The following is a 26265-nucleotide window of genomic DNA, read 5'->3' as shown; positions in this document are numbered from 1 at the left end:
GAGCCGTCTTCGCCTCACTCTGGAGTATTACGGGGCCCTAGGGGATCCCCTGCCTGAGGGCTACGCGGAGTTGTCCACAGGCCCGCCCCCTCCTATTGACGCCGCCTCTAACAACTGTCACATTCACCAGTGTCAAGTTACGGACGCGTACCGCAGTCGACGGGGACGGGGCGGATGACGACGGCACTGAAGGACGAACGCACCGCGGAGCTCCGGGGTTTCCGGCGCGTCCAGCGACTCGCCTACGCGTGCGCGGAGGCGGTCGCGGCCCGGCTGGAGCCCGGGATCACCGAGCGCGAGGCGGCCCGGATGCAGCGCGACTGGCTGCGCGAGCGGGGCGTACGGGACTGGTTCCACCTCCCCTTCGCCTGGTTCGGCGACCGTACGGCCTTCGCCGGCTTCCGGATACCGCTCCAGTTCTTCCCGACCGACCGGCGGCTGGCGCCGGGGATGCCGTTCATCCTGGACATGGCCCCGGTGTCCGAGGGGTTCACGGCGGACATCGGCTACTCGGGCTCGCTCGGCGTCAACCCGGTCCAGGACCGGCTGATGGCCGACCTGGAGGCGCACCGGGAGCTGATCCTGCGCGAGGTGCGCGAGCGGCGGCCGCTGCGCGAGATCTACCGGGACGTGGACCGGCTCATGGTCCGCCAGGGGTATGCCAACCGGCATCGCGCCTACCCCTTCGGCGTGATCGCCCACAAGGTGGACCGCGTGCGGCAGCGGCGCTGGTCACCGCGGCTGTTCGGGTTCGGCACCCAGTCCCTGAAGGGGCTCGCGGCCGACGCGCTGCACGGTCACCGCGAGGGCTGGTCGCCCCTGTGGTCGCCGTACCGCTTCTCCGACCACCCGCCGCGGCCGGGCCTGTGGGCGGTCGAACCCCATCTCGGCTTCCGGGGCACGGGCGCCAAGTTCGAGGAGATCCTGGTGGTCACCGACTCCCGGGACCCCGGTCAGAGCGCCTTCTGGCTGGACGACGATCTGCCGCACGTGCGGCGCTGGGCGGAGGACAGGTGACGGCACTGAAGGACACGCGCGAGCGCCGGATCAGCACCGGCGGCATCGAGCTGTGCGTGGCGGAGCTGGGCGACCCGGCACGGCCGACCGTCGTCCTCGTCCACGGCTACCCGGACACCAAGGAGGTCTGGTCCGAGGTCGCGACCCGCCTGGCCGACCGCTTCCACGTCGTCCTGTACGACGTCCGGGGCCACGGCCGCTCGACCGCGCCGAAGCCGCTGCGCGGCGGCTTCACGCTGACCAAGCTGACCGACGACTTCCTCGCGGTGATCGACACGGTCAGCCCGGACCGCCCGGTGCACCTGGTCGGCCACGACTGGGGCTCGGTGCAGTCCTGGGAGTTCGTCACGGTGGGCCGCACCGAGGGCCGCATCGCCTCCTTCACCTCGATGTCCGGACCGTCCCTCGACCACTTCGGGCACTGGATCGACGCCCGCGTGAAACGCCCGACACCCCGCCGGGTGGGCCAGCTCCTCGGCCAGGGCGCCAAGTCCTGGTACGTGTACCTGCTGCACACCCCGGTCGTCCCCGAACTGGCCTGGCGCGGCCCCCTGGGCAGGAGCTGGCCGAAGATCCTCCAGCGCGTCGAGAAGCTCCCGGCCGCCACCGGCTACCCCACCGCCTCCCTGCCCACCGACGCGGCACACGGCGCCTGGCTCTACCGCGACAACGTACGGCCGCGGCTGCGCCGCCCGCGCGAGGACGCGTTCGCGCACGCGCCCGTGCAGCTCATCACGCCCCTCGGGGACGCGTTCCTCTCCGAGCGGCTCTACGACGACCTGGAGCACTGGGCTCCGCAGCTGACCCGGCGCACCCTGCCCGACAAGCACTGGATCCCGCGCACCCGCCCGGACCAGGTCGCCTCCTGGATCGAGCAGTTCGTGATGTCGGTCGAGGACGGCCGGGGCGCGGAGCCGAGGCCCTCGGACCGCCACACCCAGCGGTTCGGCGGCCAGCTGGTCCTGGTCACCGGCGCGGGCAGCGGCATCGGCCGGGCGACGGCGTTCGCGTTCGCGGAGGCGGGCGCGCGCGTGGTGGCCGTGGACCGGGACGCGGAGGCCGCCGCCCGCACCGCCGAACTGGCCCGGCTGTCCGGCGCGGCGGACGCCTGGGCGGAGACGGCGGACGTCTCCGACGAGCAGGCGATGGAGAAGCTCGCGGACCGGGTCCACCACGCGTACGGCGTCGTGGACGTGCTGGTCAACAACGCGGGCATCGGCCTGTCGGGCTCGTTCCTCACGACCACGACGCAGGAGTGGCGGCGCGTCCTGGACGTCAACCTCTGGGGTGTGATCCACGGCTGCCGGCTCTTCGGGGCGAAGATGGCGGAACGCGGCCAGGGCGGCCACATCGTGAACGTCGCCTCGGCCGCGGCCTACCAGCCCTCCCGGGCACTGCCCGCCTACAGCACCTCCAAGGCGGCGGTCCTGATGCTGTCCGAGTGCCTGCGCGCCGAACTGGCCTCGCAGCGCATCGGCGTGACCGCGATCTGCCCCGGTCTCGTCAACACGAACATCACCTCGACGGCCCGCTTCACGGGGGTGGACGAGGCGGAGGAACGCCGCCGCCAGGAGCGCTCGGCCCGGCTGTACGGCATGCGGAACTACCCGCCGGAGAAGGTGGCTTCGGCGATCCTGGACGCGGTGGAACGGAACCGGGCGGTGGTACCGGTGACTCCGGAGGCGAAGGGGGCGCGGATGCTCTCGCGCCTGGCTCCGGGGGTGTTGAGGCGCATCGCGCGCGTGGAGCCCAGGCTGTGACCGTCCAGGGCGAGTTGCGCGTTCCGCCCGGGACGTGACCCGCCCACCCGCACCGGATCAGGGACCCTCATGACCGACGCCCCGGCCCAGAACGGTTACCGCATCGAGGACTTGGCCCGGCTCGCCCGGACCAGTGTCCGGACCGTCCGCGCCTATCAGGACAAGGGGCTCCTCCCCCGTCCGGAGCGCCGGGGCCGGGCCAACCTCTACTCCGACGTCCATCTCACCCGCCTCCACCAGATCGCCCATCTCCTGGCCCGTGGCTACACCCTGGCCTCCATAAGGGAGTTGCTCGACGCCTGGGACACCGGCCGCGGGCTGGCAGGCGTCCTCGGCCTGGTCACCGAGGCCGAGGGACCCTGGACCGACGAGGAACCGGCCCGGCTCTCCCGCGCCGACCTGGACGCCCGCTTCGGCGACGCCCCCGACGAGGCGGCCGTGGCCGAGGCCGTGGAACTCGGCGTGCTGGAACCGGTGGACGGGGATCCCGGCTCCTTCCTCGTCCCGAGTCCCCAGGAGCTGGCCGTGGCGGCCGAGTTGTACGCGGCCGGGGTTCCGCTCTCCGCGATCGCTGATCATCTGCGGGAGTTGAGGGTGCAGGTGGAGCACATCGCCTCCCGTTTCCTGGAGTTCACCACCGAGCACGTCTTCGCCCGCTACCTCGACGACCCCGGCCGGCGAAGCGACGCGAGAGCGGCCGAGGCCGCCTCCGTCCTGCGCCGTCTTCGCCCGCTCGCGCAGCAGACCGTGGACGCCGAACTCGCGCGTGCCATGCGGCTGTTCGCCACGGAGGAGGTACGCCGGCGGCTCGGCGCGGGGGAGCGGACGAGAGCCCGTGAGGAGACACGTCATGTGTCCCTGCCCGTCGACACGATCGAGGCCGTACGCGCCCTGGTTGGCACGGAGCACCTGGCCGAGTTCATCGCGCTCGCCGCCGAACGCGAGGTGAGCGCACGGCACTTGGACGCCCTGTCTTCACATCACCGCCCTGTCAACGATCTTGACGAAACACCCTGAATCGCACAGCAGTTGTCCACAGCACAGCCAATTGCCCTGTGGATAACCGCACTTGGTTGTGGATCAAACCTCGGGCGGAAAATATCTGCGTGATCCGCGTCTCTCCCGGCACCCTGATGACATGAACGTGAGACGCAACGAAGGAGCGTGGGACGAGCGGCGCACCGTGAAGGTGTCGAAGTACCTCTCGAAACACCTGCGCCACCAGCCCGGACGCATCGGCCTCACCCTCGACGAGGCCGGCTGGGTGGAGATCGACACACTGCTCGCGGCCACGGCGGCACACGGCTTCCCGGTCAGCCGCGAGGAACTGGACCACGTGGTCGCCGCCAACGACAAGCAGCGCTTCGCCGTCGAGGGCACCCGGATCCGGGCCAGCCAGGGCCACAGCGTCGAGGTCGAACTGGGACTGCCCCCGGCGACCCCGCCGCCGTACCTCTACCACGGGACCGTGGCCCGGAACCTGGACGCGATCCGGACCGAGGGCCTGCGGCCGATGAACCGGCACGACGTGCACCTGTCGGCCGACCGCGAGACCGCGACACGGGTCGGCGCCCGGCGCGGCCGTCCGGTCGTGCTGTCCGTCGACACCGGCGCGATGCACCGGGACGGCCATGTCTTCCACCTCAGCGCGAACGGGGTGTGGCTGACCAAGGCCGTGCCACCGCGGTACCTGCGCCTCCCCGAGCCGCACTGACGGTTTCGTCGGCCGGCCGCGGGTCCCCGTAGGCTCGGACGCATGAGTCTGCGCCTGAGCACCGTGATCCTGCCGTACCGCCGCTGGAGCGAGGGCGGCCGCGACGCCTGGACACGGGCCGAGGAGCTGGGCTTCCACACCGCGTACACCTACGACCACCTGTCCTGGCGCAGCTTCCGGGACGGCCCGTGGTTCGGTGCCCTGCCGACGCTGACCGCCGCCGCCTGCGCCACCGACCGGCTGCGCCTGGGCACGCTCGTCACCTCGCCGAACTTCCGGCACCCGGTGACCCTCGCCAAGGAGCTGATCTCCCTCGACGACATCTCCGGCGGCCGGGTGACCCTGGGCATCGGAGCCGGCGGCACCGGCTTCGACGCCACCGCGCTGGGCCGGCAGCCGTGGACCCCGCGCGAGCGCGCCGACCGGTTCGCCGAGTTCGTGCCGCTGCTCGACCGGCTGCTCACCGAGGACTCCGTGACCCACGAGGGCGAGTTCTACTCGGCCCACGAGGCGCGCGACATCCCCGGCTGCGTGCAGCGGCCCCGGCTGCCGTTCGCGGTCGCGGCCACCGGCCCGCGCGGGCTGCGGCTCGCCGCCCGGCACGGCCAGGCCTGGGTGACCACCGGCGACCCGAAGCTGTACGAGACGGGCACGCCCGAGCAGTCGGTGGAGGCGCTGCGCGGCCAGCTCGGCAGGCTCGGCGACGCCTGCGCCGCGGCCGGCCGCGACCCCGCCTCGCTCGGCAAGGTGCTGCTCACCGGCTTCACCCCGGACCGCGGGCGCCCGCTGGAGTCCCTGGACGCCTTCGTGGACTTCGCCGGCCGCCATCAGGAGCTGGGCTTCACCGAGCTGGTGATCCACTGGCCCATCCCCGGCTCGGACTTCGCGGCCGACCGGAAGACCTTCGAGCGCATCGCCATGGAGGCCCCGGCCCAGCTGCGCTGACGGGCGGCGGGCCGCCCCCGCGGCGGAGCGGCGACGCCCCGGAGCCGTCCGTGTCTCATCTGTGCACACTGCCGCACTGCCGTGCGGGCATATGCGCGAGAATGGCCCGGTGACCTCAGCGACCCGACAGCCCGAGACCCCTGACTTCGCGACCCCGCCCCGCCTGATCGCCACCGACCTCGACGGCACCCTGCTGCGTGACGACAAGTCGGTCTCCCCGAGGACGGTCGCCGCGCTGGCCGCCGCCGAGGACGCGGGCATCGAGGTCTTCTTCGTCACCGGCCGCCCGGCCCGCTGGATGGACGTCGTCAGCGACCACGTCCACGGCCACGGCCTGGCGATCTGCGGCAACGGCGCCGCCGTGGTCGACCTGCACGGCGGCCCCGGCGCCCACCGCTTCGTGAAGGTGCGCGAGCTGGCCCGGGAGAACGCCCTGGACACCGTACGGCTGCTGCGCGACGCCGCGCCCGGCACGGTCTACGCGGTCGAGCAGACGTACGGCTTCCACCAGGAACCGGCCTATCCCAAGCTCCACCTGGAGATACCGGACCACCTGCTGCCCGCCGAGCTGATCCTGGCGACCGACGGTCCGAGCGCCGGCGAGCCCGTGCTGAAGATCCTCGCCTACCACCCCGACCTCGACCCGGACGCCTTCCTGACCCTCGCCCGGCTCGCCGTCGGCGACCGCGCCACCGTCACCCGCTCCAGCCCCAGCGCCCTGCTGGAGATCAGCGGCCCGGGCGTCTCCAAGGCCAGCACCCTCGCCCTGGAGTGCGCCGAGCGCGGCATCCCGCCCGAGCAGGTCGTCGCGTTCGGCGACATGCCCAACGACGTCGAGATGCTGACCTGGGCCGGGCAGTCGTACGCGATGGGCAACGCCCATCCCGCCGCCGTCGCCGCCGCCTCCGGCCGCACCGTCGCCAACAACGAGGACGGCGTGGCGGTCGTGATCGAGCAGCTGCTGACCGCGCGCTGACCCGTGGGCCGCCGGTCCCGGGCCCGCGCCCGGGATCCGCGGGCTACACCGCCGCCGGCGCCTCCGCCGCCGCCTCCCGTTCCGCCAGCTCCCGCAGCGGCCCGGCCACGGCGGCCAGCTCCGCGTACGTTCCGCGCTGCGCCACCCGGCCCGCGTCGAGCACGATCACCTCGTCCACGGCCGCCAGCCCGGCCAGCCGGTGCGTGATGAGCAGCGTGGTGCGGCCCTCGGTGGCGGCCAGCAGATCCGCGGTGAGCGCGTCCGCCGTGGGCAGGTCCAGGTGCTCGGCGGGCTCGTCCAGGACCAGCACCGGGAAGTCCGCGAGCAGCGCCCGCGCCAGCGCCAGCCGCTGCCGCTGTCCGCCGGACAGCCGCGCCCCGTGCTCGCCGACCAGCGTGTCCAGCCCGTCGGGCAGTCCGTCCACCCAGTCGAGCAGCCGGGCCCGCGCGAGCGCGTCCCGCAGGTCCTGCTCGCCGGCGTCCTTCCGGGCGAGCAGCAGGTTCTCGCGCACGGAGCTGTCGAAGAGGTGCGCGTCCTGGGCGCACAGCCCGACGAGCCGCCGTACGTCGTCGCTGTCCATGCCGTACGCGTCCACGCCGGCGAGCGTGTACGTGCCCGCCGCCGGGTCGAGGAACCGCAGCAGGGTCTGGGCGAGGGTCGTCTTGCCGGAACCGGAGGCACCGACCACGGCGATCCGGCGGCCCTCGTGGAGGGTCAGGTCGAGACCGGTGAGCGCGTCCCGCCGCTGTCCCGGGTGCCGGGCCGTCAGGCCCTTCAGGACGACCGGGAAGGGCGTGGCGGGCGCCTGCCGCGGCCGCTCCGGCTCGCGTACGGGCGCGGGGGCGTCCAGCACCTCGTAGACCCGCTCGGCGCTCCGGCGCACCCGCTGGCGGTGCCGTACGGCGACCGGCAGACCCAGGACGGCCTCGAAGGCGGCCAGCGGGGTCAGGACGACGACGGCCATCGCCACGCCGTTCAGACGGCCGTCGGCGACCCCCTGGGCGCCCAGCAGCGCGGCGGCGGTGACGGTCAGGCCCGTCAGCAGCGCGGTCAGTCCGTCACCGAGGGCGGTGGCGGTGGCGGCGCGCTCGGCGATCCGGGTGAGCGCGCCGTCGGCCCGGCGGGCTTCGGCCTTACGGGCGGGCAGCGCGCCGGCGACGGTCAGTTCGGCGGTGCCGGTGAGCAGATCGGTGACGCGGGTGGCGAGTTCGCCGCGGGCGGGTGCCAGCCGGTGCTCGGCGCGCCGGGCCACGGTGGAGGTCACCAGCGGAACGCCGACGCCGGCCGCCAGCAGGCCCACGGCGAGCGCCGCGCCGGCCTCGGGCAGCAGCCAGGCCGTGAAACCGACCGACGCGGCGGAGACGGCCACGGCGACCCCTGCGGGCAGCAGCCAGCGCAGCCAGTAGTCCTGGAGGGTGTCCACGTCGGCGACCAGCCGGGTGAGCAGATCGCCCCGCCGGGTCTCCCGCAGTCCCGCGGGGGCGAGCCGCTCCAGGCGCCGGTACACGGCGACCCTGGTGTCGGCCAGCATCCGCAGCACGGCGTCGTGCGACACCAGCCGCTCGCTGTAGCGGAACACGGCCCGCCCGATACCGAAGGCCCGCGTCGCCGTCACGGCCACCATCAGGTACAGCACCGGCGGCTGCTGCGAGGCCCGCGAGATCAGCCACCCGGAGGTCGCCATCAGCCCGACAGCGCTCCCGAGCGCCAACGCCCCCAACAGCAGAGCCAGCCCCAACCGCCCCCACCAGCCCCCGGAATCCCCCCGGACCCGAACAAGAACCCCCCGAGCCTCCCCCTCGAACCGCCCACCCCCACCTACCGCATCCTTCGCCAGCACACCCGGCCCGCCGGCTGCTTCCTCCTCCAGCCCACCGAACCCGCCAGCCGCTCCCTCGTCCAACGCACCGGACCCGCCCGCAGCTTCGCCCTCCAGCCCACCGAGCCGAGCCGTCGCTTCCTCCTCCAGCACACCGAGTCCGGCCGTCGCTTCGCCTTCCAGCACGCCGAGTCCGGCCGTCGCTGTGCCCTCTGGCTCGGCGAGTCCGGCCGTCAATTCGCCAGTCGCCGCGTCGGGGGCACCCGGTGCCTCGCCTCGCAGCCCACCGAGTCGGGTGGTGGGTGGGCAAGGGGCTGGGGAGGAGAGGGTCACCACTCGGTCCGCTGCCGCGAGGAGGGCCGGACGGTGGACGACCAGCAGTACGGTCCGACCCACGGAGAGCCGCCGTACCGCCGCCACGACCTCCGCCTCGGTCACCCCGTCCAGCGCAGCCGTCGGCTCGTCCAGCAACAGCACGGGCCGGTCCGCGAGAAACGCCCGTGCCAGCGCCAGCCGCTGCCGCTGCCCCGCGGACAGCCCGGCCCCATCCTCACCGAGCACCGTCCCGGCCCCGTCGGGCAGCGCGTCCACGAACTCCAGCGCCCCCGCGTCCCGCAGCGCCCGCCGTACCGCCTCGTCGTCGGCGTCGGGCCGCGCCAGCCGTACGTTCTCGGCGATCGTCCCGGCGTACAGGTGCGGCCTCTGCGGCACCCACGCGATCCGCGACCGCCACTCCTCCAGGTCCAGGTCGGCGAGATCGGCTCCCCCGACCCGCACCCGCCCCTCCTGCGGCCGTACGAACCCCAGCAGCACGTTCAGCAGCGTCGACTTGCCCACCCCGCTGGGGCCGACCAGCGCGACGGTCTCCCCGGGTTCGACCGTGAGGGAGACATCGGTGACCGCGTCCGCCGACCGGCCCGGGTAGCGGACCGTCACCCCTTCGAAGGCCAGGCCGCCGCCCACGGGGACCTCGTCCGCGCCGGACGCCGGCACCGGCGTCTCCAGCACCGCGAAGATCTCCTCCGCCGCCGCGAGCCCCTCCGCCGCCGCGTGGAACTGGGCGCCCACCTGCCGCAGCGGCAGATACGCCTCGGGCGCCAGCACCAGGATGACCAGCCCGATGTACAGGTCCATGTCGCCGTGGACGAGCCGCATGCCGATGGTCACGGCGACGAGCGCCACGGACAGCGTGGAGAGCAGTTCCAGCGCGAAGGAGGAGAGGAAGGCGATCCGCAGCGTCCGCATGGTCGCCTGCCGGTACTCGCCGGTGATCCGCCGGATCGACTCGGCCTGCGCCTTGGCCCGGCCGAACACCTTCAGCGTGGGCAGCCCGGCGACCACGTCCAGGAAGTGGCCGGACAGCCGGGACAGCAGCCGCCACTGACGGTCCGTCCGGGACTGCGTGGCCCAGCCGATCAGGACCATGAAGAGCGGGATGAGAGGCAGCGTGCCGACGATGATCGCCGCGGACACCCAGTCCTCGGTGACGATCCGCGCCAGCACCGCGACCGGCACGACCACCGCGAGCCCCAGCTGCGGCAGATACCGCGAGAAGTAGTCGTCGAGCGCGTCGACGCCACGCGTGGCGAGGGTGACCAGCGACCCGGTCCGCTGTCCGCTCAGCCAGCCGGGACCGAGCGCCGCCGCCCGGTCGAGGAGCCGGCCCCGCAGCTCGGACTTGACCGCCGCGCTCGCCCGGTGCGCGGCGAGCTCGGTGAGCCAGGAGACCAGCGCCCGTCCGACGGCGACCGCCGCCAACAGCAGCAGGGGAGTGCGGAGCGCGGAGACCGGGTGGCCGTGCTGGAAGGCGCCGACCACCACTTCGGCGATGAGCATGGCCTGGGCGACGACCAGCCCGGCGCCGACGGCACCGAGGCCGACGACGGCCACCAGGAAGAGGCGGGTGGCGCGGGCGTAGCGCAGCAGACGGGGATCGATTGGTTTCACGTGAAACATGCCCTTCGGCCCGGAGAGGGCGTTCCACGTGAAACATCACGGACCGCCGTGAACATCACCATGAGACGCCCTCCCCTCGGACTCAGTGCGCGGCTTCGGCAGCGATGTGCTGCGTACCGATCCGCTTGCGGAACACCCAGTAGGTCCACCCCTGGTAGAGCAGGACCAGCGGCGTGGCGATCGCCGCCAGCCAGGTCATGATCCTCAGGGTGTACGGGCTCGACGAGGCGTTGGTGACCGTGAGGCTCCAGTCCGCGTCGAGCGACGACGGCATGACGTTCGGGAAGAGCGACAGGAAGAGCATCGCCACGGCGGCCACGATGGTCAGGCCGGACAGGGCGAACGCCCAGCCCTCGCGGCCCCGCAGGTTCGCCCCGAGCGCGGCGACCAGCGCGACGACGGCCACGACCAGCGCCACCAGGCTCGCGCCGTCCCCGCTGTCGACCTGGGTCCACAGCAGGAAGACCAGCGCCAGCACGGCGGTCAGGAGACCGATCCTGGTCGCCAGCTTCCGGGCCCGTACCCGGATGTCACCGACGGTCTTGAGCGCGGTGAACACCGTCCCGTGGAAGGTGAACAGGGTCAGCGTCACCAGTCCGCCGAGCAGGGCGTACGGGTTGAGCAGGTTCCAGACGGTGCCGACGTACTCGAAGTTCCGGTCGATCTTCACGCCGTGCACGATGTTCCCGAAGGCCACGCCCCACAGGAACGCCGGGATCAGCGAGGTCCAGAAGATCGCCGTCTCCCAGTTGCGCTGCCACTTCTCCTCGGGCCGCTTCGCCCGGTACTCGAAGGCGACGCCCCGGACGATCAGGCAGACCAGGATGACCAGCAGGGGCAGGTAGAACCCGGAGAAGAGCGTGGCGTACCACTCGGGGAAGGCGGCGAAGGTCGCGCCGCCCGCGGTGAGCAGCCAGACCTCGTTGCCGTCCCAGACGGGACCGATCGTGTTGATCAGCACCCGCTTCTCCAGCCGGTCCCGGGCCAGCAGCCTGGTCAGGACACCGACCCCGAAGTCGAAGCCCTCCAGGAAGAAGTAGCCGGTCCACAGGACGGCGATCAGCACGAACCAGACGTCGTGAAGTTCCATGACTGCGTCTCCCTCGGCCTAGTACGAGAAGGCCATCGGCTTGTCGGCGTCACGGTCCTCGCCGCCGATCTTCGTGGGCGGGTTCAGGTCGGCCTCGGTGAGCTCGGGCGGGCCGGCCTTGATGTACTTCACCAGCAGCTTGACCTCGACCACGGCGAGGACGGCGTACAGCGCGGTGAAGGTGATCATCGAGATGAGGACCTCGGTCTGGGAGACCCCGGGGGAGACCGCGTCCCGGGTCTGCAGAACGCCGTAGACGACCCATGGCTGGCGGCCCATCTCGGTGAATATCCAGCCCCAGGAGTTGGCGATCAGCGGGAAGCCGAGCGTCCAGATCGCCACCAGCCAGTACAGCCTGGAGAGCTTGGGACTGAGGGCCTTGTTCCTGAAGAGGACCAGATGCGGCACCTCGTCGTCGCCGACCCTCAGGTGCTGCGGCAGCATGAACTTCTTGCGGGTCAGCCAGAGTCCGGCCAGGCCGATGGCGAAGGACGCCATCCCGAAGCCGATCATCCAGCGGAACGCCCAGAAGGTGACCGGGATGATGGGCCGGTAGTCGCCGGCGCCGTACTTCTGCTGCTCGGCCTTGTTGGTGTCGTTGATGCCGGGGACGTACGAGCCGAAGTCGTCGTCGGCGAGGAACGACAGCAGGCCGGGGACGGACAGCTCGACGCTGTTGTGGCCCTTGCTGACGTCGCCGTAGGCGAAGATCGAGAAGGGGGCCGAGTTCTGGCCGTCCCACAGCGCCTCGGCGGCGGCCATCTTCATCGGCTGCTGCTTGAACATGACCTTGCCGAGGGTGTCACCGCTGATCGAGGTGAGCAGGCCGGCGATGACCACGGTGATCAGGCCGAGCCGCAGCGAGGTCTTCATCGCCGTGATGTGCTTCTTGCGGAACAGGTGGAAGGCGGCGATGCCGACCATGAAGGCGCCGCCGGTCAGGAACGACGCGGAGAGTGTGTGGAAGGCCTGGGCCAGCGCGGTGTTCTGGGTGAGGACCGCCCAGAAGTCGGTGAGCTCGGCGCGCCCCTTCACCTTGTCGATCTTGTAGCCGACGGGGTGCTGCATCCACGAGTTGGCCGCGAGGATGAAGTACGCGGACAGGATCGTGCCGATGGAGACCATCCAGATGCAGGCCAGGTGGATCCTCTTGGGCAGCTTGTCCCAGCCGAAGATCCACAGCCCGATGAAGGTGGACTCGAAGAAGAACGCGATCAGCGCCTCGAAGGCGAGCGGGGCACCGAAGATGTCGCCGACGAACCGCGAGTAGTCGGACCAGTTCATGCCGAACTGGAACTCCTGGACGATGCCGGTGACGACGCCCATCGCGATGTTGATCAGGAAGAGCTTGCCCCAGAACTTGGTCGCCCTGAGGTACTTCTCCTTCTCCGTGCGCACCCAGGCGGTCTGCAGACCGGCCGTGAGGGCGGCCAGCGAGATCGTCAGCGGCACGAACAAGAAGTGATAGACGGTGGTGATGCCGAACTGCCAGCGCGCCAGTGTCTCCGGCGCCAGAGCCAGGTACACGTCGTCACTCTCCTTAGGTCGCCGTGGTACAGCGGCACTATGCGCCCTTTGTCACGTACATCACGGAGCAAACGGGACGCGCTTGTGAATGCATTCACATTCACAAGCCATTATGACGCACTGATTATCGGAGTTCGAAGGGGGGTCACACTTGAGCCGTTCGGCACCCCCTCACACAGACGTACGGGGCCGCCCGGCCTCGGACACCGGCCGTGCGACCCCGTACGCGTGGTCCTTCCCGGGGAGCTAGAGCTCCTTGCGGAACGCCTCCGTCACCTTCAGGAAGATGTCGTTCGCCTCGGTCTCCCCGATCGTCACCCGCAGGCCCTCGCCCGGGAACGGCCGGACGACCACACCGTGCTCCTCACAGAGCTCCGCGAAGGCCGTCGTACGCTCCCCCAGCCGCAGCCACACGAAGTTCGCCTGGGACTCGGGCACCGTCCAGCCCTGGGCGCTCAGCGTCTCGGCCACCCGCTGCCGCTCGCAGACCAGCGAGCCGACCCGGCCGAGCAGTTCGTCCTCGGCCCGCAGGGAGGCGACCGCCGCCTCCTGGGCCAGCTGGCTCACGCCGAACGGCACCGCCGTCTTGCGCAGCGCCGCCGCGACCGGCTCGTGCGCGATCGCGAAGCCGACGCGCAGCCCGGCCAGGCCGTACGCCTTGGAGAAGGTCCGCAGCACGCACACGTTCGGCCGCTCGCGGTAGAGCTCGACGCCGTCCGGCACCTCGGGATCGCGGATGAACTCCCGGTAGGCCTCGTCCAGCACCACCAGCACGTCACCCGGGACCCGGTCCAGGAACCGCTCCAGCTCGGCCCGCCGCACCACCGTGCCGGTCGGGTTGTTGGGGTTGCAGACGAAGATCAGGCGGGTCCGGTCGGTGATCGCGTCCGCCATCGCGTCCAGGTCGTGCACCTCGCCGGACGTCAGCGGCACCTGGACCGAGCGGGCGCCGCTGATCTGCGTGATGATCGGGTACGCCTCGAAGGACCGCCAGGCGTAGATCACCTCGTCACCGGGGCCGCTGGTGGCCTGGACGAGCTGCTGGGCCACGCCGACCGAACCGGTGCCGGTGGCCAGGTGGGAGAGCGGGACGCCGAAGCGGTCCGACAGCTCGTTCACCAGCCCGGTGCAGGCCATGTCCGGGTAGCGGTTGAAGGACGCGGCGGCCGCCGTCACGGACTCCATCACGCCGGGCAGCGGGGGGTACGGGTTCTCGTTGGAGGACAGCTTGTAGGCGACCGGGCCCTCGGCCGCGGCGGGCTTGCCCGGCTTGTAGGTGGGAATACCCTCCAGCTCCACGCGCAGCTTGGGGCTCGTCTCGCTCACCGCAGTCCTCCTCGTGACCTCCGGCGGACCGTCCACGCCGCCGGCATTCAATACTTCTCACCTTATGAGGATTCGGTCCCGCTGCGTAGAGACGGGATGCGGCCGGGGCACCGGGGAGCCGGACCCCATCCGCCCCACCGGCATCACGGGCATCACCGTACGAAGGCGCATGTATCGGGGGCGCGCCCTACATATATCTATGCGCCGGTGGCTCACGCCGTGGCGCGCATCACCCGTGCAGGTGAGTTGAGACCTCTTCGAGACATCGGGCACTTGGCAGGCCCATGCGTGCCGACAAGTCACGTCTCACCATTGGATCGTTCAACTGACTTTCTTTCTAAGGTAGTTGACCCGCTTTGACCTTGCAGAAACGTACCTGTCAACGCGTGCATATGCGTCCGCACTACCCCACCGCATGAGCCCTACTATCGGCTCGCCATGACAGCAGCAGGGAAGCACCAGGTGAGCCGCGCGGAAACCTCTCGGCGAGGCAGCCGGCCGGGCCGGGCGGGCATCAGAGACGTGGCCGCCGCCGCCGGAGTCTCCATCACGACCGTGTCCGACGCCCTGAACGGCAAGGGCCGGCTCCCGGATGCCACCCGGCGCCACGTCCGCGAGGTGGCCGACCGGCTGGGCTACCGCCCCTCGGCGGCGGCCCGCACGCTCCGTACCGGCAAGTCGGGCCTGATCGGCCTGACTGTGACGACGTACGGGGATGAACCTTTCACCTTCACGGAGTTCGCGTACTTCGCCGAGATGGCGCGAGCGGCCACCTCGGCCGCGCTCGCCCGCGGCTACGCCCTCGTGATCCTGCCCGCGACCTCACGCCACGACGTGTGGTCGAACGTGGCCCTGGACGGCACGGTCGTGATCGACCCCTCCGACCAGGACCCGGTGGTCAGCGAGCTGGTCCGGCAGGGCCTGCCGGTGGTCTCCGACGGCCGCCCGGCCGGTGCCCTCCCGGTCACCGCCTGGGTGGACAACGACCACGAGGCCGCCGTCCTCGGCATCCTCGACCACCTCGCCGACGCCGGCGCCCGCCGCATCGGCCTGCTCACGGGCACCACGACGGACACGTACACCCATCTGTCGACCACGGCCTACCTGCGCTGGTGCGAACGCGTCGGCCAGGACCCGGTCTACGAGGCCTACCCCGCGCACGACCCGTGCGCGGGCGCGGTCGCCGCCGACCGTCTCCTGGCCCGCCCGGACCGTCCCGACGCCGTCTACGGCCTCTTCGACCCCAACGGCACCGATCTGCTCGCCGCCGCCCGCCGCTACGGGCTGCGCGTCCCGGACGACCTGCTGCTGGTGTGCTGCAGCGAGTCGACCGTCTACGCCAACACCGAGCCGCCCATCACCACGCTCTCGCTCAAGCCGCGCCGCATCGGCACGGCGGTGGTGCAGCTCCTCATCGACGCGATCGAGGGGGTCGAGTCGGACCAGCCGGTCGAGCAGGTGATACCGACCGAACTGATCGTGCGTACCTCCTCCCAGCGACGGCCGCAGCGCACCACGGTCAGCCCGCCGCGGGCGCCGGAGGAGGAGTAGCACGGACACGCGGAAAGCCTGCCGGGCCGCGTCACAGCGCGGCCGGCAGGCGAAAGGCGGAGGTCCGAAGCCCTGCCCAACCGGGGCGAAAGCCGCGACGGACCGGAGTCCTGCCCCGATTCACCACCCCTGGGTCATCACACGGCGCGACGCGCGTTCCTATGATGGGCGCACGACACCGCGGGCCGCTGCGACCAGGCAGTCCGAAGCGGTGCAGCTGCGGCGTGATGGTGGAGGGGTCTGATGACTCAGGGGGCCGGTCAGGGACCCGAGACGGAGCGGACGGCGACGGTGCGCGACTTCCGCGTGCCCGCGTACGTCAACGAGACCGGTCCGTACGCCGAGAGCACCCACCCCGGCGACGCCGTCCCGCCGCTCGACGAGGCGTACCCCGAGGACTATCCCGACGGGTACACGCCGACCCAGCGCGACCTGCCCGTCATCCAGGCCGGTGACACGCTCCGGCTGCCCGTCGAGACGGCCGCCGCCCCCGCCGCGCAGCCCGCGGAGGGCCCCGGCCCGCTGTACGTGGTCGGGGACGTGCACGGCTACTACGACGAGCTGGTCACCGCCCTGCGCGAGCAGGGCCTGGTCGACGCCGAGGGCAACTGGTGCGCGGGCAACGCCCGGCTCTGGTTCCTCGGCGACTTCACCGACCGGGGCCCGGACGGCATCGGCGTCATCGACCTGGTGATGCGGCTGTCCGCCGAGGCGGCCGCGGCGGGCGGCTACTGCAAGGCGCTCATGGGCAACCACGAGCTGCTGCTGCTCGGCGCGAAGCGGTTCGGGGACACCCCCGTCAACTCCGGCGCGGGCACCGCCACCTTCCAGGCCGCCTGGCTGCTCAACGGCGGCCAGAAGACCGACATGGACCGCCTCCAGGACCACCACCTCCAGTGGATGTCCCGTCTGGACGCCGTCGAGGGGGTCGACGGCTACCTGCTGGTCCACTCCGACACCACCGCCTACCTCGACTACGGCGACTCGATCGAGGCGGTCAACGACACCGTCCGCGAGACCATCACCCGTAACGACGCGGACGAGGTCTGGGACCTGTTCCGTAAGTTCACCAAGCGGTTCTCCTTCCGCGACGAGGGTGGTGCAGACGCCGTCCGTTCCCTCCTCGATACGTACGGCGGTACCCGCATCGTTCACGGGCACAGCCCGATTCCCTATCTGCTGGGCGAAGTCGGCTCCGAGGAGGCCGAGGAGGGCAGCGGTCCCGTCGTCGAGGGGCCGCACGTCTACGCGGAGGGACTCGCCATCGCGATGGACGGCGGAGTGACCATGGCCGGAAAGCTGCTGGTGAGGCAACTTCCGCTGGACATCTGAGCGTTCGGCGCGCTGTTCTATCCCTTCGGGGTCACACGCGGGCAACCCCCAATTTCCGGCAACCCCCTGTCACCGCGTGCCGTAACGGCTCTACCATCGGTTTATCCGTAGCAGGCTCCCCTCCGTTTCTGCCCGACGGCTCGCCGGCGTGCGAGCCCCAAGCCCTACGGAGCATCGGGGGATGCACATGAACAGCGTTCCGCAGCACCTGCACAGCGAGGACCGCCAGGAATACGAGCGGATCCTCGATGAGGCGCTGCGCTCCGCCCCTTACCGTCCCGAGCTGGCCGCCACCGGTCAGCGTCTGAACACCGAACAGCTGCGCACCATGGCGCTCAACGCCACCGCGCTGATAGCGGCGGCCGCGGCGACCGAGTACCAGCACTACGTGAAGGTCCGCGAGGAACTGCGCAATCCTGCGCGGTCCACCCCGGCCACCGCCCAGGAGTCCGGCTCGGGGGAGCCGGCCGTGGGCGGCGCCATGGGGCTCGCCACCACCCTCGGCGAGGCCGCCGAGACCACCGGCGCGGGCGCCGTCGCCGTCGTCGCGGTCCTGGCGCCCGTGCTCGCCGGAACAGCCGCGGCGATCTTCCTGCTCGTCGGCTACGTCCTGAAGATGCTGGACCCGGCACCGGCGTTCGCCCAGACCATGCTCACCGCCGGCTGGGTGTTCGGCGCGATGACCGCGGCCGCCATTCTGGTGGCCGGGGCAGGCCTGTTGCTCACCGCACTGCGCAACAGCCCCTCGCTGGAGTCCGGGGCCTACGGCGAGCCCGGCGGGGAGGTGGCCAGGGCCCGGGAGGCCTGGCGCGACGCCCTGCTGGAGCGCGGCATCCTGCCCTTCCTCCAGGAAGCGCTGGCCACCGAACCCGGTCCCGCCCCGCTGCGCGACACGGCGCCGTCGGCACCGGTCAACCGGATGCCGCGGCTCGGGTACGGCCGCCCGGGTTTCAGCACCGACGACGGCACCGCACCGGCCACCCGGCCGAGCTTCACGAGCCCGGACTACACCAGCCCGGACTACGGAGGCCCGGAACACCAGCCGGAATAACCCGGCTTGCGCCCCCACCCCGGGGGCGCAGGCCGCATCCCCGGCAACCCGCCCACGGTCAGTCCGCGAGCGGCAGGTACACGCGGTTGCCCGCGGCTGCGAACTCCCTGGACTTCTGCGCCATCCCCTCCTCGACCTCGGCCCGGCTGCCGCCGTGTTCACGACGGATGTCCTGGGAGATCTTCATCGAGCAGAACTTCGGGCCGCACATCGAGCAGAAATGGGCCGTCTTGGCCGGCTCCGCCGGCAGGGTCTCGTCGTGGAACTCGCGGGCCGTGTCCGGGTCCAGGGCGAGGTTGAACTGGTCCTCCCAGCGGAACTCGAAGCGGGCGTCGGACAGGGCGTCGTCCCACTCCTGGGCGCCCGGGTGGCCCTTGGCGAGGTCCGCCGCGTGGGCGGCGATCTTGTAGGTGATGACACCGGTCTTGACGTCGTCCCGGTTGGGCAGGCCCAGGTGTTCCTTGGGGGTCACGTAGCAAAGCATCGCCGTGCCCCACCAGGCAATCATCGCGGCGCCGATACCGGAGGTGATGTGGTCGTACGCCGGTGCGACGTCCGTGGTCAGCGGGCCGAGCGTATAGAACGGAGCTTCATCGCAGATCTCCTGCTGAAGGTCGATGTTCTCCTTGATCTTGTGCATCGGGACATGGCCCGGGCCCTCGATCATGGTCTGAACATCAAAACGCTTCGCGATCCGGTTGAGTTCCCCGAGCGTCCGGAGCTCCGCGAACTGCGCCTCGTCGTTGGCGTCCGCGATGGAGCCGGGGCGCAGGCCGTCGCCCAGCGAGTAGGTGACGTCGTAGGCGGCGAGGATCTCGCAGAGTTCCTCGAAGTTCTCGTACAGGAACGATTCCTTGTGGTGCGCGAGACACCAGGCCGCCATGATCGAGCCGCCGCGCGAGACGATGCCGGTCTTGCGGTTCGCGGTGAGCGGCACGAACGGCAGGCGGACACCCGCGTGGACGGTCATGTAGTCCACGCCCTGCTCGGCCTGCTCGACGACCGTGTCCTTGTAGATCTCCCAGGTCAGTTCCTCGGCCCTGCCGTCGACCTTCTCCAGCGCCTGATAGAGCGGCACCGTGCCGATGGGGACGGGGGAGTTGCGCAGCACCCATTCGCGGGTGGTGTGGATGTTGCGGCCGGTGGACAGGTCCATGACCGTGTCGGCGCCCCAACGGGTCGCCCAGGTCATCTTCTCCACCTCCTCCTCGATGGAGGAGGTCACCGCGGAGTTGCCGATGTTGGCGTTGACCTTCACCAGGAACCGCTTGCCGATGATCATCGGCTCGATCTCCGGGTGGTTGACGTTCGCCGGCAGCACCGCCCGGCCCGCCGCGATCTCCTCGCGGACGACCTCGGGGGAGACGTTCTCCCGGATGGCCACGTACTCCATCTCGGGGGTGATCTCGCCCCGGCGGGCGTACGCGAGCTGGGTGACCGCCCCACCGTCCCGGCTGCGGCGCGGCTGGCGCGGACGGCCCGGGAAGACCGCGTCCAGGTTGCGCAGGCCGCCGCGCGGCGAGGTGTGCTTGATCCCGTCGTCCTCGGGGCGCACGGGCCGGCCCGGGTACTCCGCGGTGTCACCGCGGGCGATGATCCAGCTCTCCCGCAACGGCGGAAGCCCCCTGCGGACGTCGGTCTCGACGAACGGATCGGTGTACGGCCCGGAGGTGTCGTAGAGCGTGACCGACTGCCCGTTGGTCAGATGCACCTGACGGACCGGCACCCGCAGGTCGGGGCGCGTGCCCTCGACATACCCCTTGTGCCAGCCGATGGACTTCCCGGCCTCCTGGGACTGGCCACCCGAAACGGGCGTTTCGTCCTGACTGAAGGCAGGCGTGCGTACGTCCTTGTTGGTCATGAGACCTACTCCCTACGCCGGCATTACCCGGTAACAGGTTCGGCGGTCGACGCAGCGGCTTCCGTCGGACGGCGTTTCATGTGAAACATCACTCGTTCCACGTGAAACATCGCGAATACGGAGGTCAGCGCCCTCTCAGCCCGGTGCTCCGAGCTCCCGCGTGTGCAAAGGTGCCTCCACGCTAGCGTCAATTCGGGCGCGGTGAACAGGGGGCCCCTGCCGTTCTTGCGATGATCGGTCGGTGACCACGACACAGCAGCCTCCCTACCCGCCCCCGGACCCACGGCGCGGCAACGGCGCCCGACAGGGCGTCGGACCGGGCCACGGAGGCCACGGTGCCGGCGACGGGCACGATCACGCCGCCGGACATGGCCCCGGCCCCGGCCAGGAGCACGATCACGGCCCCGGGCACGACCAGAGCCACGCCCATCACGACCACGCCCACCACGGCCAGGGACAGGGCGGCCCGGGCGGCGGGCAGGGGCACTCGCACGGACACAGTCACAGCCACGGACCCGCCGCGCCCGTCTCGAAGCATCTGCGCAAGGTCATCGCGGCGATCCTCATCCCCTTCGCCGCCGCGGTCGTGGTCGGCATGGCGGTGCTGTGGCCCGGCGGGGCCCCGGCTCACGAGCGCACCGGTGTCGGCTTCGACCGCCAGACGCAGCAGGCGACGGTCGCCAAGGTCGTCTCGGTCAGCTGCAAGTCGGTCAACGCCTCCGGGGGCGGTTCGACCGGCGACACCTCCACCGCCGAGGGCAGCTCCGCGAAGCAGGAGGAGGACGGCACCTGCAAGAAGGCCACGATCCGCGTCGACACCGGCAAGGACAAGGGCCGTACGTTCACCGAGATCGTGCAGCCCGACCAGTCCCGGCAGCTGCACGAGGGCGAGAAGGTCGTCGTCGCGTACGAGCCCTCGGCGCCCAAGGACCTGCAGTACTCGGTCACCGACGTGAACCGGAAGTTCCCGATGGCGCTGCTGGCCGGGATCTTCGCGCTCGCCGTCGTGGTGGTGGGCCGGCTGCGCGGTGTGATGGCGCTGGTCGCGCTGGCCGTCAGCTTCCTGGTGCTGACCCTGTTCATCCTGCCGGCGATCCTTCAGGGCTCGAACCCGCTGCTGGTGGCGGTCGTCGGGTCGAGTGCCATCATGCTGATCGCCCTGTACATGTGCCACGGGCTGTCGGCCCGGACCTCGGTGGCGGTGCTCGGCACGCTGGTCTCGCTCTGCCTGATCGGCCTGCTCGGCTCGGAGTTCATCGACTGGGCCGCGCTCACCGGCAACACGGACGACAACACCGGCCTGATCCACGGGCTGTACCCGTCGATCGACATGAGCGGTCTGCTGCTGGCCGGCGTCATCATCGGTTCGCTGGGCGTTCTCGACGATGTGACGGTGACCCAGACCTCGGCCGTGTGGGAGCTGCACGAGGCCAACCCGACGATGGGCTGGCGCGGGCTGTACCGGGCGGGCATCCGCATCGGCCGCGATCACATCGCCTCGGTCGTCAACACCCTCGTGCTGGCCTACGCGGGCGCCGCGCTGCCGCTGCTGCTGCTCTTCTCGATCGCGCAGAGCAGTGTGTCGACGGTCGCCAACAGCGAGCTGGTGGCCGAGGAGATCGTGCGCACGCTGGTCGGCTCGATCGGCCTGGTCGCCTCGGTGCCGGTCACCACGCTGCTCGCGGCCCTGGTGGTGTCGGCCGACCGGCCGGGCACGGAGCCCGCACTCCTGGAGACCGTGCCGGCTCCGGCGCGCGCCGGTCGGGGGCGGCGCCGGAAGCGGTGAGGGCGGCCGGGGCCTGAGACATCGCTGGCGTCCCGGGCGGCGGTCCGAGGGCCGTCGGCCTCGTGGCGGGAGAATCGTTCCGCCTTCTGCCCGCGCACAGAAGCGTTCCTGCGCGTCCTGCGACGGCTCGGTGGAGCGGCTCCCGCACCGTGCCGCGACCCGCTTCAGCCGGCGCTCTGCTCCTCGGCCAGGATGCGGTCCAGAGCCTCGTCGAGGTGTGCGTCGAAGTCGGCGAGCGCGCCCTCCTGGCCGAGCGGCACCAGCTTGTCCGTACGGTCCAGGAAGGCCACCAGCGGCGGCGCCGAGGAGCGGAACACCGCCTGGTCGCCACCGACCTGAAGGCGGATCAGCACCTCGCCCAGCACCTCGGAATCGGCGGGCGCGATGTGCACATCGCCCTCCCCGCACGGCCGGCCCACCCCGTCGATCAGCAGCTCCCGGCCGAAGACCCAGGTCACCGGCGCGTCCCCGGGCAGGTGGAAGGTGAGCCGGACGGCATACGGATCACAGGTCTCGTAGCGCAACTCCACGGGGATGCGGAAGGAGAGCTCCTCCGAGACGAGAAAGCTCATCATGACTTCAGCTTGTACGGACTCGCGCATCGCCTACCCCGTCATATGACACCGACTGGCCGGGTTTTATCCCTTTGATAGTGGTCAAATCTTGCTGAAAGTACACGGCAGATCACAAGGAGTGAGTTTTCAGATACTGATAGAGATCGCCAGTGCCCCCAGATGCCGTCCGACCTCGTCCTGCAAGCGCCGTGCGGCGGGCAGCAGCCGGTCGGCCTGGTGGAGGGGGAGGGAGATGGCCAGCGTGGCCGCCGTGGTGCCGACGGTGATGGGGACCGCCGCGCACACCGTGCCCAGCGCGTACTCCTGGCGCTCCACCACCGGCTCCATCCGGCGCGTCCGCGCCAGCCGCCGCAGCACCGTGTGGCTGTCCCGGACCGTGTACCGGGTGAGGGTCTGCGCGGGATAGCGGTCCAGATGGTCGCGGCGGGCGTCCTCGTCCAGCTGGGAGAGCAGGCACTGGCCGATCGCGTGCGCGTGCCCGGTCTCGCGGAAGTCGGCCCACTCCTCGACCGCCGGGATGCCGGGGGAGTCGGAAACGCACATGATCTCGATCTCGCCCTCCCGGTACATCGCGTAGTACACGGGGACACCGATCGAATCGCGCCAGTGGGCGAGGGTGTCGGCCACCGCGCCGCGACGTTTCTGCCGCGCTCCGCTGCTGCCGAGCCGCTCCGCCGCTTCGCCGAGGAAGAACAGCCCCTTGTCGCGGCGCAGATAGCCCTCGTGGACCAGGGTGCGCAGCAGGTGGTAGGCGGTGGGCAGGGCGAGGCCGGTCTCGCGGGCCAGTTGTTTGGCGGGGGCGCCGTGTTCATGTCCGGCGACGCATTCCAGCAGCCGCATCGCGCGCTGCACGGAGCCGATGAGGGTGGCCGGGTGCGGCTGCCCGGGGCCGGCCGCGGTGGCCGGCCGCTGCACGGGCGGTGTGCCGGTGCTGCGTTGGGCGGGGGGTGCGTGGGATCCGGCGGGTGCGGTGCCGACCGTGGGTGGGGGGATGGCGTCAACCGTGGCCAAAGGTTACTCCCGGAGCGCGAGGGGGTCAGAGACTCTAACCGTCCGTCGCCGCTCCCGGTCGGCCTCTGAGGGAAACTTCCCTCCCCCGAGCGAACCGGCGTTTCCTGTTACCGGCCGCCGGTTCCCACGACACTCACCAGTCGCTCTTCGACGAGGAGTTCGACATGAACTTCCGCACGATGTAGATCAGGCCGCCGACCAGCGCCACGAAGATCAGCAGCTTGAAGAGCAGGAACACCACCCAGCTGATCACGGCCGTGATCAGACCGCCGAACACGACCAGGGCGATGACCGGCACCGCGATCCACTTCACCCACCACGGCAGTCCCGTGAAGATCTCTCGCATGGCCCTCGTCCTCTGCTTTCCCTCGCGTCTCGACCAGTTGTCGATGTCCTGCACCCGATGCTAGGGCCGCGCGGGGACGGGTGGGGGCCCACGATCCCTTGTCCTCCCCTGACCCTTCCCCTAGGGAACCCCGAGGGCCGGGGTCAGGCCTCGGGGGGAGAGAAGACGACCAGAACCCGCAGATCCTCGCTGATGTGGTGGAACTTGTGGGCCACTCCGGCCGGCACGTAGACCACGCTGCCCCGCGCCACCTGGGTGGTCTCCGTGCCGACGGTGATCGCCGCCCGGCCGCTGACGACGAAGTAGACCTCGTCCTGGCTGTGCGGGTTCTGCGGATCCTGATCACCCGCGTTCAGGGCGTAGAGGCCGACCGACATGTTCCGCTCCCGCAGGAACTGCAGGTAGGCACCGTCGTTGGCGGCGCGCTCCGCCTCCAGTTCGTCCAGCCGGAATGCCTTCATCGCCGTTGTCGCCCTCGCCTCACTATTTGCATCCGATCTCTTCTGCCACGATCAGACACATGAAGAATTTCGTAGTCAAGACGATCGCCAACGCGGGCGCCCTGGCGGTCGCCGTGTGGCTGCTCGACAAGATCACCCTGACCGGTGACAGCACGCCCAAGAAGGTCTGGACACTCATCCTGGTCGCCCTGGTCTTCGGCCTGGTGAACGTCCTGGTCAAGCCGATCGTGAAGGTGCTGACCTTCCCGCTGTTCATCCTGACGCTCGGCCTGATCACCCTGGTGGTCAACGCGCTCATGCTGCTGCTGACGTCCTGGGTGTGCGACAAGCTGGACCTGAGCTTCCACGTGGACGGGTTCTGGACGGCCGTACTGGGCGGCCTGATCATCTCGATCGTGTCCTGGGCCCTGAACATGGTCCTCCCCGACGGGGACTGAGCACCCGATGACCTACCGCGTCTGTTTCGTCTGCACGGGCAACATCTGCCGTTCTCCGATGGCCGAGTCCGTCTTCCGGGCCCGTGCGGCCGAGGCCGGCCTCGACGACCGGGTCGAGGCCGACAGCGCCGGCACCGACGGCTGGCACGAGGGGGACGGCGCCGACCCCCGCACCGTCCGCGTCCTGGAGGAGCACGGCTACGAAGGCGGCCACACCGCCCGCCGGTTCCAGGCGTCCTGGTTCGCCGGTCTCGACCTGGTGATCGCGCTCGACTCGGGCCACCTCAAGGCCCTGCGCCGCCTCGCACCCACCGAGGAGGACGCGCGCAAGGTGCGCCTGCTGCGCTCGTTCGACCCGGCCGCGGGCGACGACCTCGACGTACCGGATCCGTACTACGGCGGTCTGGACGGCTTCGAGGAGTGCCTTGAGATGGTGGAGGCGGCGAGCGAGGGGCTGCTCGCCGCGGTACGGGACGAGCTGGAGGGAACGACGGCATGAGCGAGGCGGCCATGGGCGAGGGCACACGCGCGGTGCGCGCGGGGCTGCCCGAGCCGGTCAAGAACGAGCCGACCCTGCCCGGGCCGGTGTTCGCCGCGCACTTCCATCTGCCCGGCGAGGTCAGCGGTCCGTACGCCTACGGACGCGACGAGAACCCGACCTGGAGCCACCTGGAGCGGGCCATCGGCGAGCTGGAGGCGCCCGGCGAGGACATCGGCACGCTCGTGTTCGCCTCCGGGGTGGCCGCCATCTCCGCGGTGCTCTTCTCCCAGCTGCGCGCCGGGGACGCGGTCGTGCTGCCGTCCGACGGATACCAGGTGCTGCCCCTGATCCGCGCCCAGCTGGAGGCGTACGGCATCGAGGTGCGCACCGCGCCGACCGGGGGCGACGCCCAGCTCGACGTGCTGGACGGGGCCAGGCTGCTGCTGATCGAGTCGCCGTGCAACCCCGGGCTCGACGTGTGCGACATCCGGCGGCTCGTCGAGGCGGCACACGCGGGTGGCGCCCTGGTCGCCGTCGACAACACCCTCGCCACCCCGCTCGGCCAGCGGCCGCTGGCGCTGGGCGCCGACTTCTCCGTGGCCAGCGGGACCAAGCAGCTCACCGGGCACGGGGACGTCCTGCTGGGATACGTCGCCGGCCGCGACACCGAGGCCATGGCCGCCGTACGCCGCTGGCGCAAGATCGTCGGGGCGATCGCCGGCCCCATGGAGGCCTGGCTGGCCCACCGCTCCCTGGCCACCCTCCAACTGCGGGTGGACCGGCAGAACGCGACCGCCCTGCTGCTCGCCCAGGCGCTGCGCGAGCGGCCCGAGGTGACCGGGCTGCGCTACCCCGGGCTGCCCGACGACCCCGCGCACAAGATCGCCTCGCAGCAGATGCGCCGCTACGGCTCGGTGATCTCCTTCGTACTGTCCTCACGCGCGCGTGCCGAGCGCTTCCTGGAGACCCTGCGGCTGGTCGACGACGCGACGAGCTTCGGCGGGGTGCGCTCCACGGCCGAGCGGCGGCGCCGCTGGGGCGGGGACGACGTGCCGGAGGGCTTCGTCCGGCTGTCGGTCGGGGCCGAGGATCCCGAGGATCTGGTGGCCGACGTGCTCCGCGCGCTCGACGCATCGCACCGGTGACCGGATTACGGACGTCCCCACGGGCCCGGCTACGCATAACGGACGGTCCGAGCCTCCCCCCTCGTGGCTCGGACCGTCCCGGTTCTCGCGCGCCAAGA

Annotated in this window: 22 protein-coding genes; 13 read left to right on the top strand and 9 right to left on the bottom strand. The window is 71.1% G+C overall.

The annotated features are described in order from the left end of the window. Window positions 1-174: 174 nt before the first annotated feature. From ACZ619_RS15990 to ACZ619_RS15965, 6 genes are all read left to right on the top strand, one after another. Window positions 175-1017 carry a M24 family metallopeptidase gene (locus tag ACZ619_RS15990; RefSeq protein ID WP_469598990.1) on the top strand — a complete coding sequence of 281 codons (843 nt, stop codon included), beginning with the start codon at window positions 175-177 and terminating at the stop codon, window positions 1015-1017. Beyond that, window positions 1014-2777: an SDR family oxidoreductase gene (locus ACZ619_RS15985; RefSeq protein WP_469598988.1), complete on the top strand. Its 1764-nt coding sequence runs from the start codon at window positions 1014-1016 to the stop codon at window positions 2775-2777. Before ACZ619_RS15990 ends, ACZ619_RS15985 begins: the two co-directional genes overlap by 4 nt. Before the next feature lie 69 nt (window positions 2778-2846). Further along, window positions 2847-3794 (top strand): MerR family transcriptional regulator, encoded by a 948-nt coding sequence (locus ACZ619_RS15980; protein WP_469598986.1) that lies wholly within the window; start codon window positions 2847-2849, stop codon window positions 3792-3794. A 121-nt stretch (window positions 3795-3915) separates the two neighbouring features. Next, window positions 3916-4491 carry an RNA 2'-phosphotransferase gene (locus ACZ619_RS15975; RefSeq protein WP_469598984.1) on the top strand — a complete coding sequence of 192 codons (576 nt, stop codon included), beginning with the start codon at window positions 3916-3918 and terminating at the stop codon, window positions 4489-4491. A 42-nt stretch (window positions 4492-4533) separates the two neighbouring features. Next, entirely contained in the window at window positions 4534-5436 is a 903-nt protein-coding gene (locus ACZ619_RS15970) for an LLM class flavin-dependent oxidoreductase (protein ID WP_469598982.1), read from the top strand. Between the two features lie 91 nt (window positions 5437-5527). Next, window positions 5528-6412 carry an HAD hydrolase family protein gene (locus tag ACZ619_RS15965; protein WP_469598981.1) on the top strand — a complete coding sequence of 295 codons (885 nt, stop codon included), beginning with the start codon at window positions 5528-5530 and terminating at the stop codon, window positions 6410-6412. 43 nt (window positions 6413-6455) lie between these two features. On the opposite strand, the gene cydD is transcribed toward ACZ619_RS15965, so the two are convergent. From cydD to hisC, 4 genes are all read right to left on the bottom strand, one after another. Then, a complete protein-coding gene (gene cydD, locus ACZ619_RS15960; protein WP_469598979.1) occupies window positions 6456-10178 on the bottom strand; it encodes a thiol reductant ABC exporter subunit CydD in 3723 nt (1240 codons plus the stop codon). A gap of 91 nt (window positions 10179-10269) precedes the next feature. Then, window positions 10270-11277: a cytochrome d ubiquinol oxidase subunit II gene (gene cydB / locus ACZ619_RS15955; protein WP_469598977.1), complete on the bottom strand. Its 1008-nt coding sequence runs from the start codon at window positions 11275-11277 to the stop codon at window positions 10270-10272. An 18-nt stretch (window positions 11278-11295) separates the two neighbouring features. After that, window positions 11296-12804 carry a cytochrome ubiquinol oxidase subunit I gene (locus ACZ619_RS15950; protein WP_469598975.1) on the bottom strand — a complete coding sequence of 503 codons (1509 nt, stop codon included), beginning with the start codon at window positions 12802-12804 and terminating at the stop codon, window positions 11296-11298. Between the two features lie 246 nt (window positions 12805-13050). Next, on the bottom strand, window positions 13051-14130 hold the full coding sequence (gene hisC, locus ACZ619_RS15945; protein WP_469598973.1) for a histidinol-phosphate transaminase: 1080 nt from the start codon (window positions 14128-14130) through the stop codon (window positions 13051-13053). 438 nt (window positions 14131-14568) lie between these two features. On the opposite strand from hisC, the gene ACZ619_RS15940 reads away from it, so the two are divergent. The 3 genes from ACZ619_RS15940 (at window position 14569) to ACZ619_RS15930 (ending at window position 18064) form a co-directional block, all read left to right on the top strand. Continuing rightward, a complete protein-coding gene (locus ACZ619_RS15940) occupies window positions 14569-15681 on the top strand; it encodes a LacI family DNA-binding transcriptional regulator (RefSeq protein ID WP_469598971.1) in 1113 nt (370 codons plus the stop codon). Window positions 15682-15924: 243 nt separating this feature from the next. Continuing rightward, window positions 15925-17013, top strand: a complete 1089-nt coding sequence (locus tag ACZ619_RS15935; protein ID WP_469598969.1) for a metallophosphoesterase — start codon at window positions 15925-15927, stop codon at window positions 17011-17013. A gap of 181 nt (window positions 17014-17194) precedes the next feature. Beyond that, on the top strand, window positions 17195-18064 hold the full coding sequence (locus ACZ619_RS15930; RefSeq protein WP_469598967.1) for a hypothetical protein: 870 nt from the start codon (window positions 17195-17197) through the stop codon (window positions 18062-18064). 58 nt (window positions 18065-18122) lie between these two features. Here ACZ619_RS15930 and thiC read toward each other — a convergent pair whose 3' ends face one another. Then, on the bottom strand, window positions 18123-19925 hold the full coding sequence (thiC, locus tag ACZ619_RS15925; RefSeq protein ID WP_469598965.1) for a phosphomethylpyrimidine synthase ThiC: 1803 nt from the start codon (window positions 19923-19925) through the stop codon (window positions 18123-18125). Window positions 19926-20166: 241 nt separating this feature from the next. Here thiC and ACZ619_RS15920 point away from each other — a divergent pair, with 241 nt between their 5' ends. Continuing rightward, window positions 20167-21711 (top strand): YibE/F family protein, encoded by a 1545-nt coding sequence (locus ACZ619_RS15920; protein WP_469598964.1) that lies wholly within the window; start codon window positions 20167-20169, stop codon window positions 21709-21711. Between the two features lie 164 nt (window positions 21712-21875). On the opposite strand, the gene ACZ619_RS15915 is transcribed toward ACZ619_RS15920, so the two are convergent. From ACZ619_RS15915 to ACZ619_RS15900, 4 genes are all read right to left on the bottom strand, one after another. After that, window positions 21876-22313, bottom strand: a complete 438-nt coding sequence (locus ACZ619_RS15915; RefSeq protein WP_469598962.1) for an SsgA family sporulation/cell division regulator — start codon at window positions 22311-22313, stop codon at window positions 21876-21878. A gap of 99 nt (window positions 22314-22412) precedes the next feature. Then, window positions 22413-23126, bottom strand: coding sequence for an IclR family transcriptional regulator (locus tag ACZ619_RS15910; RefSeq protein ID WP_469599223.1), 714 nt, complete (start codon window positions 23124-23126; stop codon window positions 22413-22415). Window positions 23127-23430: 304 nt separating this feature from the next. Beyond that, a complete protein-coding gene (locus ACZ619_RS15905) occupies window positions 23431-23643 on the bottom strand; it encodes a DUF5326 family protein (RefSeq protein ID WP_089100495.1) in 213 nt (70 codons plus the stop codon). A gap of 143 nt (window positions 23644-23786) precedes the next feature. Further along, window positions 23787-24104, bottom strand: coding sequence for a cupin domain-containing protein (locus tag ACZ619_RS15900; protein ID WP_469598960.1), 318 nt, complete (start codon window positions 24102-24104; stop codon window positions 23787-23789). Window positions 24105-24163: 59 nt separating this feature from the next. On the opposite strand from ACZ619_RS15900, the gene ACZ619_RS15895 reads away from it, so the two are divergent. Genes ACZ619_RS15895 through ACZ619_RS15885 form a run of 3 tightly spaced genes read left to right on the top strand, consistent with a single transcriptional unit; the run spans window position 24164 to window position 26167 of the window. Beyond that, window positions 24164-24541: a phage holin family protein gene (locus tag ACZ619_RS15895; protein WP_469598958.1), complete on the top strand. Its 378-nt coding sequence runs from the start codon at window positions 24164-24166 to the stop codon at window positions 24539-24541. Between the two features lie 7 nt (window positions 24542-24548). Next, the gene (locus ACZ619_RS15890; RefSeq protein WP_469598956.1) at window positions 24549-25040 is read left to right on the top strand and encodes a low molecular weight protein-tyrosine-phosphatase; all 492 of its coding nucleotides are present in this window, start codon (window positions 24549-24551) and stop codon (window positions 25038-25040) included. Then, a complete protein-coding gene (locus ACZ619_RS15885; RefSeq protein ID WP_469598955.1) occupies window positions 25037-26167 on the top strand; it encodes a cystathionine gamma-lyase in 1131 nt (376 codons plus the stop codon). Before ACZ619_RS15890 ends, ACZ619_RS15885 begins: the two co-directional genes overlap by 4 nt. The last annotated feature ends 98 nt before the right edge of the window (window positions 26168-26265 follow it).

The organism is Streptomyces sp. NPDC104367 (assembly GCF_055583825.1).
Note: the sequence above shows the minus strand (reverse complement) of the source record. Positions and strands in the feature narration are given on the sequence as shown.

Excerpts from the sequence above, each read along its gene's own strand:
- ACZ619_RS15990 (WP_469598990.1), top strand. The coding sequence starts at position 175 with ATGACGACGGCACTGAAGGACGAACGCACCGCGGAGCTCCGGGGTTTC.
- ACZ619_RS15980 (WP_469598986.1), top strand. The coding sequence starts at position 2,847 with ATGACCGACGCCCCGGCCCAGAACGGTTACCGCATCGAGGACTTGGCC.
- ACZ619_RS15975 (WP_469598984.1), top strand. The coding sequence starts at position 3,916 with ATGAACGTGAGACGCAACGAAGGAGCGTGGGACGAGCGGCGCACCGTG.
- ACZ619_RS15970 (WP_469598982.1), top strand. The coding sequence starts at position 4,534 with ATGAGTCTGCGCCTGAGCACCGTGATCCTGCCGTACCGCCGCTGGAGC.
- ACZ619_RS15965 (WP_469598981.1), top strand. The coding sequence starts at position 5,528 with ATGCGCGAGAATGGCCCGGTGACCTCAGCGACCCGACAGCCCGAGACC.
- cydB (WP_469598977.1), bottom strand. The coding sequence starts at position 11,277 with ATGGAACTTCACGACGTCTGGTTCGTGCTGATCGCCGTCCTGTGGACC.
- ACZ619_RS15940 (WP_469598971.1), top strand. The coding sequence starts at position 14,569 with ATGACAGCAGCAGGGAAGCACCAGGTGAGCCGCGCGGAAACCTCTCGG.
- ACZ619_RS15935 (WP_469598969.1), top strand. The coding sequence starts at position 15,925 with ATGACTCAGGGGGCCGGTCAGGGACCCGAGACGGAGCGGACGGCGACG.
- ACZ619_RS15930 (WP_469598967.1), top strand. The coding sequence starts at position 17,195 with ATGCACATGAACAGCGTTCCGCAGCACCTGCACAGCGAGGACCGCCAG.
- thiC (WP_469598965.1), bottom strand. The coding sequence starts at position 19,925 with ATGACCAACAAGGACGTACGCACGCCTGCCTTCAGTCAGGACGAAACG.
- ACZ619_RS15915 (WP_469598962.1), bottom strand. The coding sequence starts at position 22,313 with ATGCGCGAGTCCGTACAAGCTGAAGTCATGATGAGCTTTCTCGTCTCG.
- ACZ619_RS15910 (WP_469599223.1), bottom strand. The coding sequence starts at position 23,126 with ATGCGGCTGCTGGAATGCGTCGCCGGACATGAACACGGCGCCCCCGCC.
- ACZ619_RS15905 (WP_089100495.1), bottom strand. The coding sequence starts at position 23,643 with ATGCGAGAGATCTTCACGGGACTGCCGTGGTGGGTGAAGTGGATCGCG.
- ACZ619_RS15900 (WP_469598960.1), bottom strand. The coding sequence starts at position 24,104 with ATGAAGGCATTCCGGCTGGACGAACTGGAGGCGGAGCGCGCCGCCAAC.
- ACZ619_RS15895 (WP_469598958.1), top strand. The coding sequence starts at position 24,164 with ATGAAGAATTTCGTAGTCAAGACGATCGCCAACGCGGGCGCCCTGGCG.
- ACZ619_RS15890 (WP_469598956.1), top strand. The coding sequence starts at position 24,549 with ATGACCTACCGCGTCTGTTTCGTCTGCACGGGCAACATCTGCCGTTCT.
- ACZ619_RS15885 (WP_469598955.1), top strand. The coding sequence starts at position 25,037 with ATGAGCGAGGCGGCCATGGGCGAGGGCACACGCGCGGTGCGCGCGGGG.